Raw genomic sequence first — 15394 nt, 5'->3', positions numbered from 1 at the left:
CGCCTGGGGTTGTGGTGTGTGGGGTTTGGGGGTCATCTGAATCGATTCAGATGACAGGGCGCGATTCTGAATCGATTCAGTTTTGCGTCAAGAAGCGCCGATTCGGTGCTTACCCTGAGGCGTGGCCGATGGCCGACAGGCGCTGCCGGGCGTCCTCAGAGCGCGTCGAGCAGGCTGCGGCGCTTGTGCGCGTAGTCCTCGGCGCTGATCAGGCCCTGCTCGTGCAGCGCCTTGAGCCGGCGCAGACGGTCTTCCAGCGTGGCATCGCCTGCGACGGGCACGGGCGCGGTGCCGGGACGTGGCTCGGCCGTCTCCAGCGGCCAGGTCAACCAGTCCGGCCGCGGCCCGGGCGGCCCCTCGCGCTGCAGTCGCACCTCCGAGGCGCCGGACCGTGTGCCGAAGGCCAGCGTCGGCATCACCTGCTGCGACCGGAACGGCGTGACGATGTTGAGCCGATCACCCTGCACCAGCAGCTGCAGCGCGCCGTCGGCCACGAACAGCCGGGCGGTGACGCTGAGCATCGGCGTGAGCGGTCCGGACCGCCGCGCCGAGCTGAGCAGGATCAGGTCCTGGTCCGGCCGCGCCACCTGAAGCGCCGCCACCACGCCCTTGGCAACGGCCTCGACCTCGTCGCGCATGAACAAGGGCTCACGCCCACCGTGCAGGCGTGCCTGTGCCAGCCAGCGTTCAACCTGCTCGACCGGCAGGCTGCGTGGATGCTGGTTGGGCGTGGCACCGGTCTCGATCGGCACCAGCCTGACGGCGCTGTACTCGGCGATGTTCCAGGCCTGTGCGCGGGGCTCGCCAGCGACGACGGTCGGCCGGGGGCGGCCTTGCAGCACGTGGTCCATCGGACCGTCGGCGGCGGCAGCCGGGGAGCAGGGCAGCAGGCCCGTCAGGGCCAGCAGGACCGACAGGACAGACGGGCGCAGGGGTGAGGTCATGCGGGCTCCGGGACGTCGGAAGGACGTGGACGGGCGGCATGATGCCGAGATCGTCTGAATCGATCCAGACGGCAAACCCTGATCGGGTCGACGGCGCCGGTCAGGTCCGGCGCACGACCAGTTCGACCGGCAGGTCACTGGAGGGCAGGCCGTCCAGCACGGTCTGCACCGCCAGTTCGCCCTTGCGGTGGGCGTCCTGCCGGACCGTGGTGAGCCCGGCGGCGGCGGCGGGCACGTCGTCGAAGCCGACCACTGCCACCACCTCGATCTCCTTCCAGGTCGCCAGTTCGACCAGCGCGGCCAACGCCATGCGGTCGGTCATCGCGACCACCGCCAGCCGGGTGCCGGGCGCCATCGAACTGCGCAGCTCAGCCAGGCGGGCGCTGGCCGATTCGGGGTGGCGGTCCTCGACCTCCAGCCAGTCGATCCGCCCGGCGGTCCAGCCGGCCGACAAGGCGGCCTGGACCATGCCGGTGCGCCGCTCGACCGCGACCGACGGGCTGCGTGGTGGCAAGGTCCGCCCACCACGGAAGACCTGCGTGCGCTGCACCTCGTTGAGCGTGAAGCACAGCGCGATCAGGCGGTCCGGCTGGCGCGACAGCGCATGTGCCATCGCCATGGCCGAGCCCTTGCGATCCTCGACGCCGACGGCCGCGACGCCGTCGACCAGCGTGTCCACCAGCACCAGGCGCTTGCGCGCGGCCAGCACCTCGGGCGCCAGCTCGGGGCCGATCTCGGCATGCACGATCAGGGCATCGGCGGTGGTGTGGAAGGCGGCGGACAGCTCCAGGTCCCGGCCCAGCTTGGGAATGAGCTGCAGGCTCAGGCCGCGCGCATCGAGTTCGGCCCCCACGCCCTGCAGGAACTGCACGCTCAAGGGGTCGTTCAGCGCGAACGACAGGCCGTGGTGATAGACCACCGCCACCTCGCGCAGCGACTGGCGGCGCAGGGCCCGCGCCGCTGGATCGGGACCGAAGTAGCCGAGTGCGCGTGAGCGGGTCAGGATCTCGTCGCGCAGGTTGGCCGAGAGCTGGTCGGGCCGGTTGAAGGCGTTGGAGACGGTGGCGCGGCTGACCCCGAGTTCGGCCGCCACGTCGCTCAATGTCAGTCGGGTGCGAGCCGGTGCGGCGTCGGCAGCGTCCGGGACCGACGTGGCTTTTGTGGTGGACGACTTCGGGGCGCGGGACGGCATCGGCAGCAATCGGCGGGACAGGATCGGCCGATGTTAGGGGGCGCTTCCTGGCGAGCGGATCACACCCGTCAGACGCACAAAAGCCCGGCCAGGGCCGGGCTTCTGAAGCGGATCGGACGGTGCCTGTCTGACGACAGGCGCCGTTGGGGATCAGCGCTTGGTGGACTTCTTGACGGCTTCGGCGGCGGCCTTGGCGGTCGATTCGGCCGTGGCGCTCAGCTGCTTGAAGTTGGCTTCAGCGGCCGAGGCGGCTTGCTTGGCGGCCTTCTGGACGGTGTCGTAGGCGGCGGTGGCGTTGGCGATCGCGGTCTTGACGGCGGCGACGGCGCTTTCGCTGCCGGCCGGGGCTTGCTTGGTGGCGGCTTCGACCAGGGCTTGGAACTGGTCTTGAGCGGCCTTGACCTGGGCTTCGGCCAGCTTGGTCACTTCGGCTTGCGTGGCGGCGGCGATGTCAGCGACCTGACGGCCGTAGGCGACGGCCTTTTCCTGGGCCGGCTGGATCAGGCTGGCTTGCAGGCCGACGAGTTCTTGCGGGTCCTTGGCGCCCAGGGCGGCCTTGGCCTTCTCGGCGGTGTCGTCCAGCGAGCTGCGGGCGGCTTGCATGTTCAGCTCGACCAGCTGTTCCATGCCCTTGAAGGCTTGCTGGGTCAGGGTGACGAGGTTGTCGAGGGCGGCCTTGTTGGCGGCGGCGATCTGGTCGGGGGTGATGGTCATGGTGTGACTCCGGGGGGTTGGTGGATCGGGTGGATCAGGTACGGCTGGGACTCGTCTGCGGTGCCGGCACTTGTTTGCTGCACTGCAACATGGATCGGACTATAGGGGTCCGTGCCGGGGATCGCAAGCGATTTGCTGCGCTGCAGCAAAGTCTGGTGATGAAACTCTAGAAGGCCGCTGCTTGGCGTCTCGGGTGACCTCTCCCGCGACCTCGGCCGCGACCGGGTCAGCAGGTCGGCGCGTGACGGTGAGAGACTCGAACCCCGTCGGTTTGTGGCTGGCAGAGCCGCATCGGCGAGAACCGGTCCCAGGTGGAGGAACCCATGAGTGCTGCACAACCCCCTGCCGGAAGCGTTCCCCCCGGTGAGCGCGTCCCGCTGGCGCAGGTCCGGGACCTGATCCAGATGGGTCAGCCCTTGCCATTCCGCGTGCTCGACGCGCAGGCCCGACTTCTGCTCGCGCAGGGCCAGAGCGTGTTGACCGAACGCCAGTTCGAGATGCTCAACGAGCGCGGCGCATGGGTCGAATACGCGCAGGTCCAACGTCTGCGCAGTGAACGTGCCAGCGCGGCTGCGCAGGGCAGCGGCAAGGTGCCCAGCGCCCGTCACATGACCCTGTTCGACCGCTGGGAGCAACTGGTCTGGGACTACGACGCGCTGCTGCGCCGGGTGCCGAAGTTCAGCGACCTGAAGCCGGAGCTGGAGGCCTTTGCCGACAGCTGCATCGCCCTGGTCGACCGCGATGCGGACGTGGCGCTCTACCTCGCGGTGCGGCGTGACGACCGCCGTTTTGCGCTTTATGCGCTGACCCATGCGCTGCACGTCGCGACGATCTGCCTGTTGACCGCCCGGGCGCTGGGCTGGCCGGCCGAGCGCCAGCGCCGCATGGTCGGCGCGGCCTTGACGATGAACGTGTCGATGCTGGAGTTGCAGGCGGTGCTGGCCGAACAGGTCGATCCGCCCAACACGCGCCAGCGCGAGGCGATCCGACTGCACCCCAAGCTGTCGGTGGAGCTGCTGCGCGGCTGCGGCGTCGACGATGCCGAGTGGCTCGACGCCATCCTGATGCACCACGAGGAGCCCGGCGGCGGTGGCTACCCCCACGCGGTGGCCGAACCGACCGAGGCGGCCCGGCTGCTGCGCGCGGCCGATGTCTACATGGCCAAGATCAGCCCGCGTGCGGTGCGCGCCGCGCTGGCGCCGCAAGTGGCGGCGCGCCAGCTCTACCAGTCCGAGCAGGTCGACGCGCTCGGCAAGTCGATCGCGCAGGCGCTGATCCGCTCGATCGGCATCTACCCGCCGGGCGACCTGGTCAGCCTCAAGAGCGGCGAGACGGCGGTCGTGACCCGCCGCGCCGCACAGGGCCCGGCGCCCAAGGCGGCGGCGATCAGCGACACACGCGGCAACCCGTCGCTGGCGACCACGCCGCGTGACACCGCGCAGGCCGAGTTCGCCATCGCCGGCCCGCTCGACCCGGCCAAGGCCGCCCAGCTGCCCAAGCTGCAGCCCGAACGCTTCTACGGAATCATCCCGGCCTGACCCGCCGGACGGCCTGCGGACGGCCTGTGGTCGGCGGGCGTCCTTGCGGGAAAGTCCGGGTGCGGGCCCGCCGGTATCGCTTGGGTTGGCCGGCTAGCATGGTTTCATGACAAGCATGTGTCGGTTTCATGACATCGGCGGGGTCGGTCGATGAGCCGGCTTGCCTTCCTGCGCCAGCTCGCCTGCGAGGCCGGCGCGCTCGCCCACACCGGCTTCGGCACGGCGCCGTCGTCGCTGAAGGGCCGCCATGACGTGTTGACCGAGATGGACGGCCGGGTCGAGCGCCATGTCCGCGCGGCCATCGCGGCGGCGTACCCGGACGACGCGGTGATCGGCGAGGAAGACGGCGGCGAGTCGGGCGAACGGGTCTGGATCATCGACCCGATCGACGGCACCGCGAACTACGCCCGCGGCATCGCGCACTACTGCGTGTCGATCGGCTACCTGGAGGCCGGCCAGCCGGTGCTGGGCGCCATCCACGACCCCTGCCACGACCGGCTCTACCTGGCGCAGCGCGGACAAGGGGCCTGGCTGATCGAGCCCGGTCAGCCCGACCGGCGCCTGGCGGTCAGCCCCTGCGCGACGCTGGACGCCGCCACGGTGGAATGTGGCTGGTCGCTGCGCCGCTCGACCGAGGACTACCTGGCGATGGTCTCGCGCGTCATGCACGCCGGTTGCGCGATGCGCCGCGCCGGCTCGGGTGCGCTGGGCCTGGTCGACGTGGCCGCCGGCCGCATCGAGGCCTATGCCGAGCTGCACATCAACGCCTGGGACTGCGCGGCCGGCATCCTGCTGGTCGAAGAGGCCGGCGGGCACTGCAACGACTTCTTCACCGCCGACGGCGCCGGCGTGCGCGACGGCAATGTGCTGGTCGCCACCAACGACGCGCTGGCCCGTCTGCTCGAACCGGTCATCGGCATTGCCCGACTGACCTGAAACCTCTGCATCCACCGAACCCACCTGAGGAGAACACCATGAACCCGTGCAAGTCCCCGCTGTCGTCGATGCGTCGCTGGTTGTTGCTGCTGGGCAGCGCGACGGCGCTGGTCGCCCCTTCGATCGCCTCGGCCCAGGGCGAGCTGACGGTCTATTGCACGGTGCAGGAAGAGTGGTGCCGGCCGATGGTCGCGGCCTTCGAGAAGACCACGGGCATCAAGGTGTCGATGACGCGCAAGAGCTCCGGCGAGTTCTACGCCCAGATCAAGGCCGAGGCCGCCAACCCGCGCGGCGACATCTGGTGGGGTGGCACCGGCGACCCGCACATGCAGGCCGCTGAAGAGGGCCTGACAGAGGCCTACAAGTCCCCGCGTCTGGCCGAGTTGCAGGACTGGGCGGTGCGCCAGGCCGAGCAGGCCAAGTTCCGCACGGTCGGCATCTACGCCGGCGCGCTGGGCTACAGCTACAACGCCGACGAGCTGAAGAAGCGCAAGCTGCCCGAGCCGAAGTGCTGGTCCGACCTGACCTTGCCGGCCTTCAAGGACGAGATCCAGGTCGCCAACCCGAACTCCTCGGGCACGTCCTACACGATGCTGGCCACGCTGGTGCAGATCATGGGCGAGGACAAGGCCTTCGCCTTCATGAAGGCGATGCACCGCAACGTCAACCAGTACACCAAGAGCGGTGCGGCGCCGGCCCGTGCGGCGGCCACCGGCGAGTCGCTGGTGGGCATCACCTTCCAGCATGACGCGGTGGTGCAGGCGCTCGGTGGCGCGCCGGTCAAGATCGTCTCGCCCTGCGAGGGCACCGGCTACGAGATCGGCAGCATGTCGATCATCAAGGGCGCCAAGAACCTCGAGAACGCCAAGAAGTGGTACGACTGGGCGCTGACGCCGGAGGCCCAGGCCATCGGCGCGAACGCCAAGGTCGCCTACCAGGTGCCGTCCAACAAGTCGGCAGCGGTGCCGGCTGCAGCGCCCAAGCTCAACGAGATCAAGCTGATCCCCTACGACTTCGCCAAGTACGGCTCGTCGGCCGAGCGCAAGCGCCTGCTCGCCAAGTGGGATGCCGAGGTCGGCAACCAGCCGAAGTGATGCGGACCGGGCGTGCAGGCATGTTTGAGACGATCCAGGGCGCGGTGCATGGCGCGATGACCACGGCAGCCGCATGACGACCGCGCTGACCCTGGCGCTGGTCGTCGTTGGCGCGCTGGCGCTGGCGCAGCTGCTGGCGCGCCGTGGTGCCTTCGGGGCGGACCGGACCGTCGCGACCATCGTGGTCCTGATCGCCACGCTGCTGCTGCTGTTCATCTTCTACCCGGTCGGCCGCTCGCTGGGCGCCGCGCTGTTCGACGACACCGGCGCTTTCGCGCCCTGGGTGGTGATGCGCCGGCTGGCCGCACCGGACATCTGGGGCCTCGGCTGCCTGAGCGGCGCGGGCGTGCAGTGCGGCGTGGCCATCAACTCGATCGTGCTGGCCAGCCTGGTCGGCCTGCTGTCGACCTTGCTGGGGCTGGTGCTGGCGCTGGCCGCCCAACGCGGTCATCGCGACCCGGAGGCGCAGCGCCGGCAAGGGGCGCTGTTCCGTCTGATGGCGGTGCTGCCGATCGTCACGCCGCCCTTCGTGATCGCGCTGGCGCTGGTCGTGCTGTTTGGCCGCACCGGCCTGGTGACGGGCTGGCTGTCGAGCGTCTTCGAGATCCCACGTTCGCGCTGGATCTACGGCCTGACCGGCGTGACGCTGGCGCAGCTGCTGAGCTTCACGCCGATCGCCTTCATGATGTTGCACGCCGCGCTGGCGGCCATCAGCCCTTCGCTGGAAGAGGCGGCGCAAACGCTGCGGGCCTCGCGCTGGCGGGTCATGCGCACCGTCACCTGGCCGCTGCTGCGGCCGGCGCTGGCCAACGCCTTCCTGCTCGGCTTTGTCGAGAGCATGGCCGACTTCGCCAACCCGATCGTGCTGGCCGGCAACTACGAGGTGCTGTCGACCAAGATCTTCTTCGCCGTGGCTGGCGCGCAGCACGACCCGGGCCGGGCCGCCGTGCTCGCCGCCGTGCTGCTGGCCTTCACGCTGGCGGCCTTCGCGCTGCAGCAGCGCTGGCTCGGCCGGGCCAGCTATGTCAGCGTCACCGGCAAGGGCGATGGTGGCCTGCCCGCCGTCTTGCCCGACGGCCTGCGGCGCGGCTGCGTCGGCCTGTCTTGGCTGTGGATCGGCTTCACGCTGGCCTGCTATGCGGTGATCGCGGTGGGTGGCTTCGTCAAGGACATCGGCCGGGGCGACATGACCTTGTCGCTCAAGCACCTGGGCGACGGCTTCGGCATCGACTGGGGTCCGCATGGCCTGCTGTTCAGCGGCTCGGCCTGGGACAGCTTCTTCACCACCGTGACCGTGGCGGGTGTGGCCGCACCGCTGACGGCCATCGTCGGCCTGCTGTCGGCCTATGTCATCACCCGGCACCGCTTCGCCGGCCGCGGTGCCTTCGAGTTCCTGACCCTGGTGGCCTTCGCGGTGCCGGGCACGGTCATCGGCGTGGCCTACATCGTGGCCTTCAACGTGCCGCCGCTGGAGCTGACCGGCGGCATGGCCATCCTGGTGATCTGCTTTGTCTTCCGCAACATGCCGGTGGGCGTGCGCGCTGGCGTTGCGGCGCTGGCGCAGATCGACCGCTCGCTTGACGAGGCCTCATCGACACTGCGTGCGGGCACCTTGACGACGCTGCGCCGGGTCGTCATCCCGTTGCTGCGACCGGCCATCGTGACCACGCTGGTCTTCAGCTTCACGCATGCGATGACGGCGGTCAGCGCGGTGATCTTCCTGGCCACCGCCAAGTACAACCTCGCCACCGTCTACATCATCGGCCGGGTCGAGGCGGGCGAATATCCGCTGGCGATCGCCTATTCGACCGTGCTGATCTTCTTCATGCTGGCCGTGTTGCTGGCCGTGCAGGCGCTGACCGGCGAGACCCGCATCGGCCGCCGCCAGCGCGATGCCGAACCAGCCGCGGGCACGCGCGACGTGCTCGTCACCGGACATTGATCTCATGAACCAGCCCGTCCCCCAGAACGCCGCCGGCGGTGTCGCCTTCGAAGGCGTCAGCAAGCGCTACGGCAGCTTCACCGCGGTCGACGCGGTGAGCTTCACCATCGCGCCCGGTGAACTGGTCACGCTGCTGGGCCCCTCGGGCTGCGGCAAGACCACCACGCTGCGCATGGTCGCTGGCCTGGAAACCGCCAGCGGCGGCACGATCCGCATCGGCGGCGTCGACGTCACGCGCCGGGCCGCGCACGAGCGTGACGTCAGCATGGTGTTCCAGTCCTACGCGCTGTTCCCGCACCTGAACGTGCTGGACAACGTCTGCTACGGCCCGATTGCCAGCGGCACGAAGCCGGCCCAGGCCCGTGAGCTGGCGCAGGACAAGCTGCGCATGCTGGGTCTGGCAGGACTGGAGCAGCGCCTGCCGTCGGAGCTGTCGGGCGGCCAGCAGCAGCGCGTTGCGGTGGCGCGTTCGCTGGTGCTGGAGCCGGCGGTGCTGCTGTTCGACGAGCCGCTGTCCAACCTCGACGCCAAGCTGCGGCGGCGGGTGCGCCAGGAGATCCGAGAGCTGCAGCAGTCGCTGGCGCTGACGGTGCTCTACGTGACACACGACCAGAGCGAGGCGCTCGCGGTGTCGGACCGCGTCATCGTCATGAACGGCGGACGCATCGCCCAGCAAGGCACGCCGGCCGAGCTGTACGAACGACCGGCCAGCCGCTTTCTGGCCGACTTCATCGGCGACGCCAACCTGGTCGACGGCAGCCTGCAGCGCGATGGCGAACGCAGCCGCTTCGAAGCCGGTGGCGTGGTCGTGCCGGTCGAGCCGACGGCGGTCGCGGCGGGCCTGCCAGCGGGGCCTGCCTCGCTGGCGCTGCGCCCGCACCGCATCGGCCTGGTCGCCGCTGGTCAGGGCCGCTTCGACGCCACCTGCCGGCGTGCCGACTACCTTGGCAGCCATGCCGAGGTGCTGCTGGATTCGCCCTGGGGCGAGCTGCTGGCCTTCGGCCCGGTCGGCGCGGCGGCGCTGCGCCGGGGTGATGCGGTCGGCGTCGCCTTCGAGCCCGGCGACGCGGTGCTGCTGCCGCGCGACTGACCGGACGCGGCAAGGACGTTCGACGATCCGCCGCAGGCCGTGTTCCCATGCTGTCGCACGGCCTGGCGTCGTGCGTCGGATACTGCGCGGCCGCCATCGCACCGCCCTGATCCGACCACCGGAGCCGCCGCTTGTCCTCGTCCCTGATCCACCGCCTCGGGCTCACCTTGCCCGCCCATCGCCGCGTCTTCGCCGGCTTCTTCCTCTATGCCTTCGGCTTTGGTGGCTTCTTCCCGCGCCTCGGTGAGCTGCAAGGAATGATGGGCATCACCGAAGGCCAGCTCGGCCTGGGCCTGATCGGGGCGGCGATGGGCACGCTGGTCTCCCTGACCTTTGCCGGCCGGCTGATCGAGCGCATCGGCCACCGCCGCATGCTGCTGATCGTGCCGCCGCTGCTGCCGATCTTCTACGCGGTCGCCTCGCATGCGAACGGCACGCTGGCGCTGTTCCTCTGCCTGTTCCCCGCAGGCCTGTTCATCGGCGCGATCGAGGTGGTCGTCAACCTCGAAGCCGATCGGGTCGAGCACCAGGAAGGCCGGCGCATCATGAACCGGGCCCATGCCTTCTGGAGCTTCGGCTTCTTCGGCGCCGGCCTGCTGGGCGCGCTGGCCGCCCGCGCCGGCATCAGCCCGCAGTGGCAGCTCGCCGGCATGGTGCCGCTGTCGCTGGTCATGACGGTGCTGCTGATGGGCCGCTTCGAAGCGGCACCGCACCGCGTGGCGGCGGTCGATCCTTCGGCCGAAGCAGCGCCGATGTTCGCCCGCCCCACCGGCGCGATCCTGGTGCTGGTGGCGCTGTCGCTGTCGGCACTGGTGCTTGAGGGCGCAGGCTTCGACTGGTCGGCGATCTACATGCGCGATGTCTTCCAGACCGCCCCCTGGGTTGGCGCGGCGGCAGTGGCCATCGGCGCCTTCACGCAGGCGGTGACGCGCTACCTCGCGGACCGCCACGTCGAGCGCCACAGCCCGATGAAGGTGGCGCGCCTGATGCTCACGCTGCTGGGCATCGGCAACGTGCTGGTCGTGGTCGCCAATCACCCGGCGCTGGCCTTGCTCGGTTTTGGCCTGATGGGCGTGGGCACCAGCGTGCTGTTCCCGCTCGCGATGTCGGCCGCAGCGCAGCGCACCGACCGGCCGGCGGCGGTCAACGTCGCGGCGCTGGCGCAGATCGCCTTCGTCAGCTTCATGCTGGCGCCGCCGCTGCTTGGCTTCATCGCCGAGCACATCGGCATCCGCTGGAGCTTTGGCCTGTGCCTGCCCCTGGTGCTGCTGAGCCTGGCCGTCACGGGTGTGCTGCGACAGCGTCCGGCGGCGTCCGCTGCCGCGCCAGCGGGCGTGCAGAGCGCCTGAGCGCGGTCCGGTCCGCCTGCTGCACCCATGTCCGTCAACGAATCGCGTTCCTTCCTCAGGCCCGCCTGGGGCGTGTTCTCGCCGCGCGTCGTCACGACAGCGGTGTTCTTTGCCTTTGCCCTTGGCATCGGCCTGTGGGCTGGCTCGATCCCGGTGCTGATGCACCGCACAGGGCTGGGCGCTGAAGGCCTGGGCCTGGCGCTGACCCTGCACAGCGCGGCCTACATCGGCGCCATGACACTGGCCGGGCGCATGACCCGTCGCTTCGAGCTGCGCGCCTTCATGGCCTGGCTGCTCGCGGCCCATGGCGTGGCGTTTTTCGGCATCTTCCTGGCCCCGAACGCCTGGCTGCTGGTGCTCGCGCTCATCGTCATGGGCCTGACCGCCGGTTCGCTCGACCTGGCGATGAACACCGAGGCGACCACGCTGGAACACGAGCGCGGCCGCCCGCTGCTGACGCGCATGCACGCGGCGGCGTCGGCCTCGTTCGCGCTGGGGGCGATCGGCGGCAGCCTGATCTCGACCTCGCTCGGCCCGCTCGCCTGCGCGCTGCTCAGCGCGGCGGTGGTCGCGCCGGTCTGGCTGGCGGTGCGACGACTGGGTCGACGCCGGCCCTTGCCCGATCCCGCACCGGCCACCTTGCGCGAACCTGAGCTGGAAGCGGCTGGCGCGGCGGCGGTCCAGGCCGCGGCGCGGACCGCGTCAACCACCGAGCCTGCCACCCGTCGCCGGCCGGATCCGGTGCTGCTGTTCGGCATCGTGCTGGGCCTGTCGACCGTGGCCGAGCTGACGGCGCAGATGTGGTCGGCCAAGTTCCTGGCCGAACAGGCCGCCAGCCTGGCGGCGCTGGCCGGCGCTGGCGCGGCGTTGTATGCCGGCTGCCAGTCGGCGGTCCGGCTGGTGGGCGATCAGCTGCGCCGCCGCTTCGGCGATGTCCGGGTGATCGCGGTCTCGCTGGTGCTGGCGGCGGTCGGCTTCGTGGTGGTCGCGCTGGCCGATGGTTTCGCCACCGGCGTGGCCGGCTTTGCGCTGGTCGGCCTGGGCACCGCCTGCGTCGTGCCCTGCTGCTTCGCGCAGATCGCGGCGGCGCTGCCCGGGCGCGGCGGTCAGGCGCTGGGCAAGGCCTCGCTGATCTCGGGCGTCATCCGCCTGCCCACGCCGATGCTGCTGGGCCTGATCGCGGCGCGTCAGTCCGATTCGACGGCCTTTGCGCTGATCGCGGTCTCGCTGCTGGTGGGTGTCGCCGGCATGCTGATCGCCCTTCGGCAGGCCGCCCGAGCAGCCTGACAACCGTCGCTTGACAGCCCATGCGCTTCCCCGTTAAGCGCGACTTGATGCCCGCGCATCGCCTGTGCTAGCATCGCGAGCTTTCCCGGACGAGGGGCAACCCGCGTCCATTTCAAGCGCTCGCTGGAAAAGTCCGGTCACCAGATCCGCCAGGGTCTGAGGATCTTGCTGGCCAGACGAGCACATCAGTCAGCCCGGCCAATCGTTGTCGGGCATTGGAGAAGAACCATGACTACCCCCAACCCGGGCGAACGCCTCGGTTTGCTGGGCCGCAAGGTGGGCATGATGCGCATCTTCACGGACGACGGCGATGCCGTGCCCGTGACCGTGCTCGACGTGTCCAACAACCGCGTGACCCAGGTCAAGTCGGTCGAGAACGATGGCTATGTCGCCGTTCAGGTCGCCTTCGGCAGCCGCAAAGCCTCCCGCATCACCAAGCCCGAAGCCGGACACCTGGCCAAGGCTGGCGCTGATGGCGCGGAGCTGCTGCGCGAATTCCGTGTCCCCGCAGACGTCGCCGCCGAGCTGAAGCCGGGTGCCACGATCGCTGCCAGCCTGTTCCAGGTCGGCCAGCAGGTCGACATCCAGGGCACCACGATCGGCAAGGGCTTCGCCGGCACGATCAAGCGCCACCACTTCGGTTCGCAGCGCGCGTCGCACGGTAACTCCCGTTCGCACAACGTGCCGGGCTCGATCTCGATGGCGCAGGACCCGGGCCGTGTGTTCCCGGGCAAGAAGATGTCCGGTCACCTGGGCGACGACACCGTCACCACCCAGAACCTCGACGTCGTGCGCATCGACGAAGCCCGCCAGCTGCTGCTGGTCAAGGGCGCGGTTCCTGGCGCCAAGGGTGGCTTCGTCACCGTGCGTCCGGCCGTGAAGGTCAAGCTCAAGAAAGGGGCCAACTGATGCAGCTCGAGCTCCTGAACGAGCAGGGTCAGGCCACCGCCAAGGTGGACGCGCCTGACACCGTGTTCGCCCGCGATTACAACGAAGCGCTGATCCATCAGCTCGTCGTCGCCTACCAGGCCAACGCGCGTCAGGGCACCCGTGCCCAGAAGACCCGCGCCGAAGTCCACCACTCGACGAAGAAGCCGTTCCGCCAGAAGGGCACCGGCCGCGCTCGCGCCGGTTCGACCGCCTCGCCGCTGTGGCGCAGTGGTGGTCGCACCTTCCCGAACAAGCCCGACGAGAACTTCAGCCAGAAGGTCAACAAGAAGATGTATCGCGCCGGCATGGCGTCGATCCTCTCGCAGCTGGCCCGTGAAGGCCGTCTGGCCGTGGTCGATTCGATCTCGATCGAAGCGCCCAAGACCAAGCTGCTGGCTGCCAAGCTGAAGGCGATGAACCTGGATCACGTCATGGTGATCTCGGACGCGATCGACGAGAACCTGTTCCTCGCCTCGCGCAACCTCGCCAATGTGCTGGTGGTCGAGCCGCGTTACGCCGATCCGCTGTCGCTGGTCTTCTACAAGAAGGTCCTGGTGACGAAGGCCGCCATCGAGCAGCTGCAGGAGATGTACGCATGAGCGCCGCACCCAAGTCGAACGAGGGCCGTCTGGCCCAGGTGCTGGTTGCCCCGATCATTTCGGAGAAGGCGACCCGCGTTGGCGAGAAGAACAACCAGGTGACCTTCAAGGTGCTCCAGGACGCCACCAAGACCGAGATCAAGGCCGCTGTTGAACTGATGTTCAAGGTCGAGGTCGCGTCGGTGAACGTGCTGAACATCAAGGGCAAGACCAAGCGCTTCGGTGGCCGCATCGGCCGTCGTGACCATGTGCGCAAGGCCTATGTTTCCCTGAAGGAAGGCCAGGAACTCAACTTCTCCGGGGAGGCCGCGTAATGGCTGTCGTCAAGGTCAAACCGACTTCGCCCGGCCGCCGTGCCGTGGTGAAGGTGGTGCACAAGCACTTGCACAAGGGTGCGCCGGAAGCTTCGCTGCTGGAACCGCAGAAGCAGAACTCCGGCCGCAACAACAACGGTCACATCACCATCCGCCACAAGGGCGGCGGGCACAAGCACCACTACCGCGTGGTCGACTTCCGTCGCAACAAGGACGGGATTCCGGCCAAGGTCGAGCGCATCGAGTACGACCCGAACCGCACGGCGCACATCGCTCTGGTGTGCTATGCCGACGGCGAGCGTCGCTACATCATCGCCCCGCGTGGCCTGGAAGTGGGTCAGACGGTCCTGAGCGGCGCCGAGTCGCCGATCAAGGCTGGCAACACCCTGCCGATCCGCAACATCCCGGTGGGTTCGACCATCCACTGCGTCGAGATGATGCCCGGCAAGGGCGCCCAGATCGCCCGTTCGGCCGGCACCTCGGTGACGCTGATGGCGCGCGAAGGCACCTACGCCCAGGTCCGCTTGCGTTCGGGTGAAGTGCGCAAGATCCACGTCGACTGCCGCGCCACGCTCGGCGAGGTCTCCAACGAAGAGCACAACCTGCGCCAGTACGGCAAGGCCGGTGCCAAGCGTTGGCTGGGTATCCGCCCGACCGTTCGCGGCACGGCGATGAACCCGGTGGACCACCCGCACGGCGGCGGCGAAGGCCGCACCGGCGAGGGCCAGGCCCCTGTGTCGCCGTGGAACACCCTGACCAAGGGCTACCGCACCCGCAACAACAAGCGCACGCAGACGTTCATCGTCTCGCGTCGCAAGAAGTAAAAGGGGAGCGAACACATGTCTCGTTCACTCAAGAAGGGTCCCTTCGTCGACCACCACCTGCTCGCGAAGGTCGAGAAGGCTGTGGCCACCAAGGACAAGAAGCCGGTCAAGACCTGGTCGCGCCGTTCGACCATCCTGCCCGAGTTCATCGGCCTGACCATTGCCGTGCACAACGGCAAGCAGCACGTGCCTGTGTACGTGTCCGACCAGATGGTCGGCCACAAGCTGGGCGAGTTCGCGCTGACCCGTACGTTCAAGGGTCACCCGGCGGACAAGAAGGCCAAGCGCTAAGGAGTCGCAGCAATGGAAACCAAAGCAATCGTGCGAGGCGTCCGCTTGTCCTGCGACAAGGGCCGTCTGGTCGCGGACATGATCCGTGGCAAGAAGGTCGATCAGGCGCTGAACATCCTGAACTTCACCCAGAAGAAGGCCGCCGGCATCATCAAGAAGGCGCTGGAAAGCGCCATCGCGAATGCCGAGCACAACGATGGCGCTGACATCGATGAGCTGCGCGTCACCTCGATCTACGTCGAGCAAGGCGCCACGCTGAAGCGATTCGCTGCACGCGCCAAGGGCCGTGGCAACCGCATCAGCAAGCCCACCGCGCACATCTACGTGACCGTCGGCAACTAAGGCAGGAC

At 69.1% G+C, this 15394-nt stretch carries 16 protein-coding genes; 13 read left to right on the top strand and 3 right to left on the bottom strand.

All coding sequences use genetic code 11. From position 1 onward, the window contains the following. Window positions 1-155: 155 nt before the first annotated feature. The 3 genes from EV685_RS10890 to EV685_RS10880 all read right to left on the bottom strand — a co-directional run bounded on the left by EV685_RS10890 (window position 156) and on the right by EV685_RS10880 (window position 2850). Window positions 156-944: an SHOCT domain-containing protein gene (locus EV685_RS10890; RefSeq protein ID WP_130482035.1), complete on the bottom strand. Its 789-nt coding sequence runs from the start codon at window positions 942-944 to the stop codon at window positions 156-158. A gap of 100 nt (window positions 945-1044) precedes the next feature. Then, window positions 1045-2136 (bottom strand): LacI family DNA-binding transcriptional regulator, encoded by a 1092-nt coding sequence (locus EV685_RS10885; RefSeq protein WP_130482034.1) that lies wholly within the window; start codon window positions 2134-2136, stop codon window positions 1045-1047. Window positions 2137-2286: 150 nt separating this feature from the next. Then, complete coding sequence (locus tag EV685_RS10880; protein ID WP_130482033.1) at window positions 2287-2850, bottom strand: phasin family protein; 564 nt, start codon at window positions 2848-2850, stop codon at window positions 2287-2289. Between the two features lie 323 nt (window positions 2851-3173). Between EV685_RS10880 and EV685_RS10875 the strand changes: the two genes are divergently transcribed. From EV685_RS10875 to rplV, 13 genes are all read left to right on the top strand, one after another. Next, complete coding sequence (locus EV685_RS10875) at window positions 3174-4388, top strand: HD-GYP domain-containing protein (protein WP_130482032.1); 1215 nt, start codon at window positions 3174-3176, stop codon at window positions 4386-4388. Window positions 4389-4538: 150 nt separating this feature from the next. Beyond that, on the top strand, window positions 4539-5324 hold the full coding sequence (locus tag EV685_RS10870) for an inositol monophosphatase family protein (RefSeq protein WP_130482031.1): 786 nt from the start codon (window positions 4539-4541) through the stop codon (window positions 5322-5324). Window positions 5325-5362: 38 nt separating this feature from the next. After that, window positions 5363-6418, top strand: a complete 1056-nt coding sequence (locus EV685_RS10865; RefSeq protein ID WP_275938347.1) for an ABC transporter substrate-binding protein — start codon at window positions 5363-5365, stop codon at window positions 6416-6418. Between the two features lie 73 nt (window positions 6419-6491). Beyond that, entirely contained in the window at window positions 6492-8360 is a 1869-nt protein-coding gene (locus tag EV685_RS10860) for an ABC transporter permease (protein WP_130482030.1), read from the top strand. Window positions 8361-8364: 4 nt separating this feature from the next. Then, window positions 8365-9450, top strand: coding sequence for an ABC transporter ATP-binding protein (locus EV685_RS10855; protein ID WP_130482029.1), 1086 nt, complete (start codon window positions 8365-8367; stop codon window positions 9448-9450). Between the two features lie 131 nt (window positions 9451-9581). Next, window positions 9582-10799, top strand: coding sequence for an MFS transporter (locus EV685_RS10850; RefSeq protein ID WP_130482028.1), 1218 nt, complete (start codon window positions 9582-9584; stop codon window positions 10797-10799). A 27-nt stretch (window positions 10800-10826) separates the two neighbouring features. Continuing rightward, entirely contained in the window at window positions 10827-12086 is a 1260-nt protein-coding gene (locus tag EV685_RS10845) for an MFS transporter (protein WP_130482027.1), read from the top strand. 228 nt (window positions 12087-12314) lie between these two features. Beyond that, window positions 12315-12995 carry a 50S ribosomal protein L3 gene (gene rplC, locus EV685_RS10840; RefSeq protein ID WP_130482026.1) on the top strand — a complete coding sequence of 227 codons (681 nt, stop codon included), beginning with the start codon at window positions 12315-12317 and terminating at the stop codon, window positions 12993-12995. Continuing rightward, window positions 12995-13615 carry a 50S ribosomal protein L4 gene (gene rplD / locus EV685_RS10835; protein ID WP_130482025.1) on the top strand — a complete coding sequence of 207 codons (621 nt, stop codon included), beginning with the start codon at window positions 12995-12997 and terminating at the stop codon, window positions 13613-13615. The genes rplC and rplD overlap by 1 nt, the downstream gene beginning before the upstream one ends. Further along, on the top strand, window positions 13612-13929 hold the full coding sequence (gene rplW, locus EV685_RS10830; protein WP_130482024.1) for a 50S ribosomal protein L23: 318 nt from the start codon (window positions 13612-13614) through the stop codon (window positions 13927-13929). Before rplD ends, rplW begins: the two co-directional genes overlap by 4 nt. Then, window positions 13929-14753, top strand: coding sequence for a 50S ribosomal protein L2 (gene rplB / locus EV685_RS10825; protein ID WP_130482023.1), 825 nt, complete (start codon window positions 13929-13931; stop codon window positions 14751-14753). Before rplW ends, rplB begins: the two co-directional genes overlap by 1 nt. 15 nt (window positions 14754-14768) lie before the next feature. Next, a complete protein-coding gene (gene rpsS, locus EV685_RS10820) occupies window positions 14769-15044 on the top strand; it encodes a 30S ribosomal protein S19 (protein WP_130482022.1) in 276 nt (91 codons plus the stop codon). A 12-nt stretch (window positions 15045-15056) separates the two neighbouring features. After that, window positions 15057-15386, top strand: a complete 330-nt coding sequence (gene rplV, locus EV685_RS10815; RefSeq protein ID WP_130482021.1) for a 50S ribosomal protein L22 — start codon at window positions 15057-15059, stop codon at window positions 15384-15386. The last annotated feature ends 8 nt before the right edge of the window (window positions 15387-15394 follow it).

Source organism: Sphaerotilus mobilis (assembly GCF_004216565.1).
In the GTDB taxonomy this organism is placed as follows: Bacteria; Pseudomonadota; Gammaproteobacteria; order Burkholderiales; family Burkholderiaceae_C; genus Sphaerotilus; species Sphaerotilus mobilis.
This window is presented reverse-complemented; position numbering and strand designations above follow the sequence as displayed.

Excerpts from the sequence above, each read along its gene's own strand:
- EV685_RS10890 (WP_130482035.1), bottom strand. The coding sequence starts at position 944 with ATGACCTCACCCCTGCGCCCGTCTGTCCTGTCGGTCCTGCTGGCCCTG.
- EV685_RS10885 (WP_130482034.1), bottom strand. The coding sequence starts at position 2,136 with ATGCCGTCCCGCGCCCCGAAGTCGTCCACCACAAAAGCCACGTCGGTC.
- EV685_RS10880 (WP_130482033.1), bottom strand. The coding sequence starts at position 2,850 with ATGACCATCACCCCCGACCAGATCGCCGCCGCCAACAAGGCCGCCCTC.
- EV685_RS10875 (WP_130482032.1), top strand. The coding sequence starts at position 3,174 with ATGAGTGCTGCACAACCCCCTGCCGGAAGCGTTCCCCCCGGTGAGCGC.
- EV685_RS10870 (WP_130482031.1), top strand. The coding sequence starts at position 4,539 with ATGAGCCGGCTTGCCTTCCTGCGCCAGCTCGCCTGCGAGGCCGGCGCG.
- EV685_RS10865 (WP_275938347.1), top strand. The coding sequence starts at position 5,363 with ATGAACCCGTGCAAGTCCCCGCTGTCGTCGATGCGTCGCTGGTTGTTG.
- EV685_RS10860 (WP_130482030.1), top strand. The coding sequence starts at position 6,492 with ATGACGACCGCGCTGACCCTGGCGCTGGTCGTCGTTGGCGCGCTGGCG.
- EV685_RS10855 (WP_130482029.1), top strand. The coding sequence starts at position 8,365 with ATGAACCAGCCCGTCCCCCAGAACGCCGCCGGCGGTGTCGCCTTCGAA.
- EV685_RS10845 (WP_130482027.1), top strand. The coding sequence starts at position 10,827 with ATGTCCGTCAACGAATCGCGTTCCTTCCTCAGGCCCGCCTGGGGCGTG.
- rplC (WP_130482026.1), top strand. The coding sequence starts at position 12,315 with ATGACTACCCCCAACCCGGGCGAACGCCTCGGTTTGCTGGGCCGCAAG.
- rplD (WP_130482025.1), top strand. The coding sequence starts at position 12,995 with ATGCAGCTCGAGCTCCTGAACGAGCAGGGTCAGGCCACCGCCAAGGTG.
- rplW (WP_130482024.1), top strand. The coding sequence starts at position 13,612 with ATGAGCGCCGCACCCAAGTCGAACGAGGGCCGTCTGGCCCAGGTGCTG.
- rplB (WP_130482023.1), top strand. The coding sequence starts at position 13,929 with ATGGCTGTCGTCAAGGTCAAACCGACTTCGCCCGGCCGCCGTGCCGTG.
- rpsS (WP_130482022.1), top strand. The coding sequence starts at position 14,769 with ATGTCTCGTTCACTCAAGAAGGGTCCCTTCGTCGACCACCACCTGCTC.
- rplV (WP_130482021.1), top strand. The coding sequence starts at position 15,057 with ATGGAAACCAAAGCAATCGTGCGAGGCGTCCGCTTGTCCTGCGACAAG.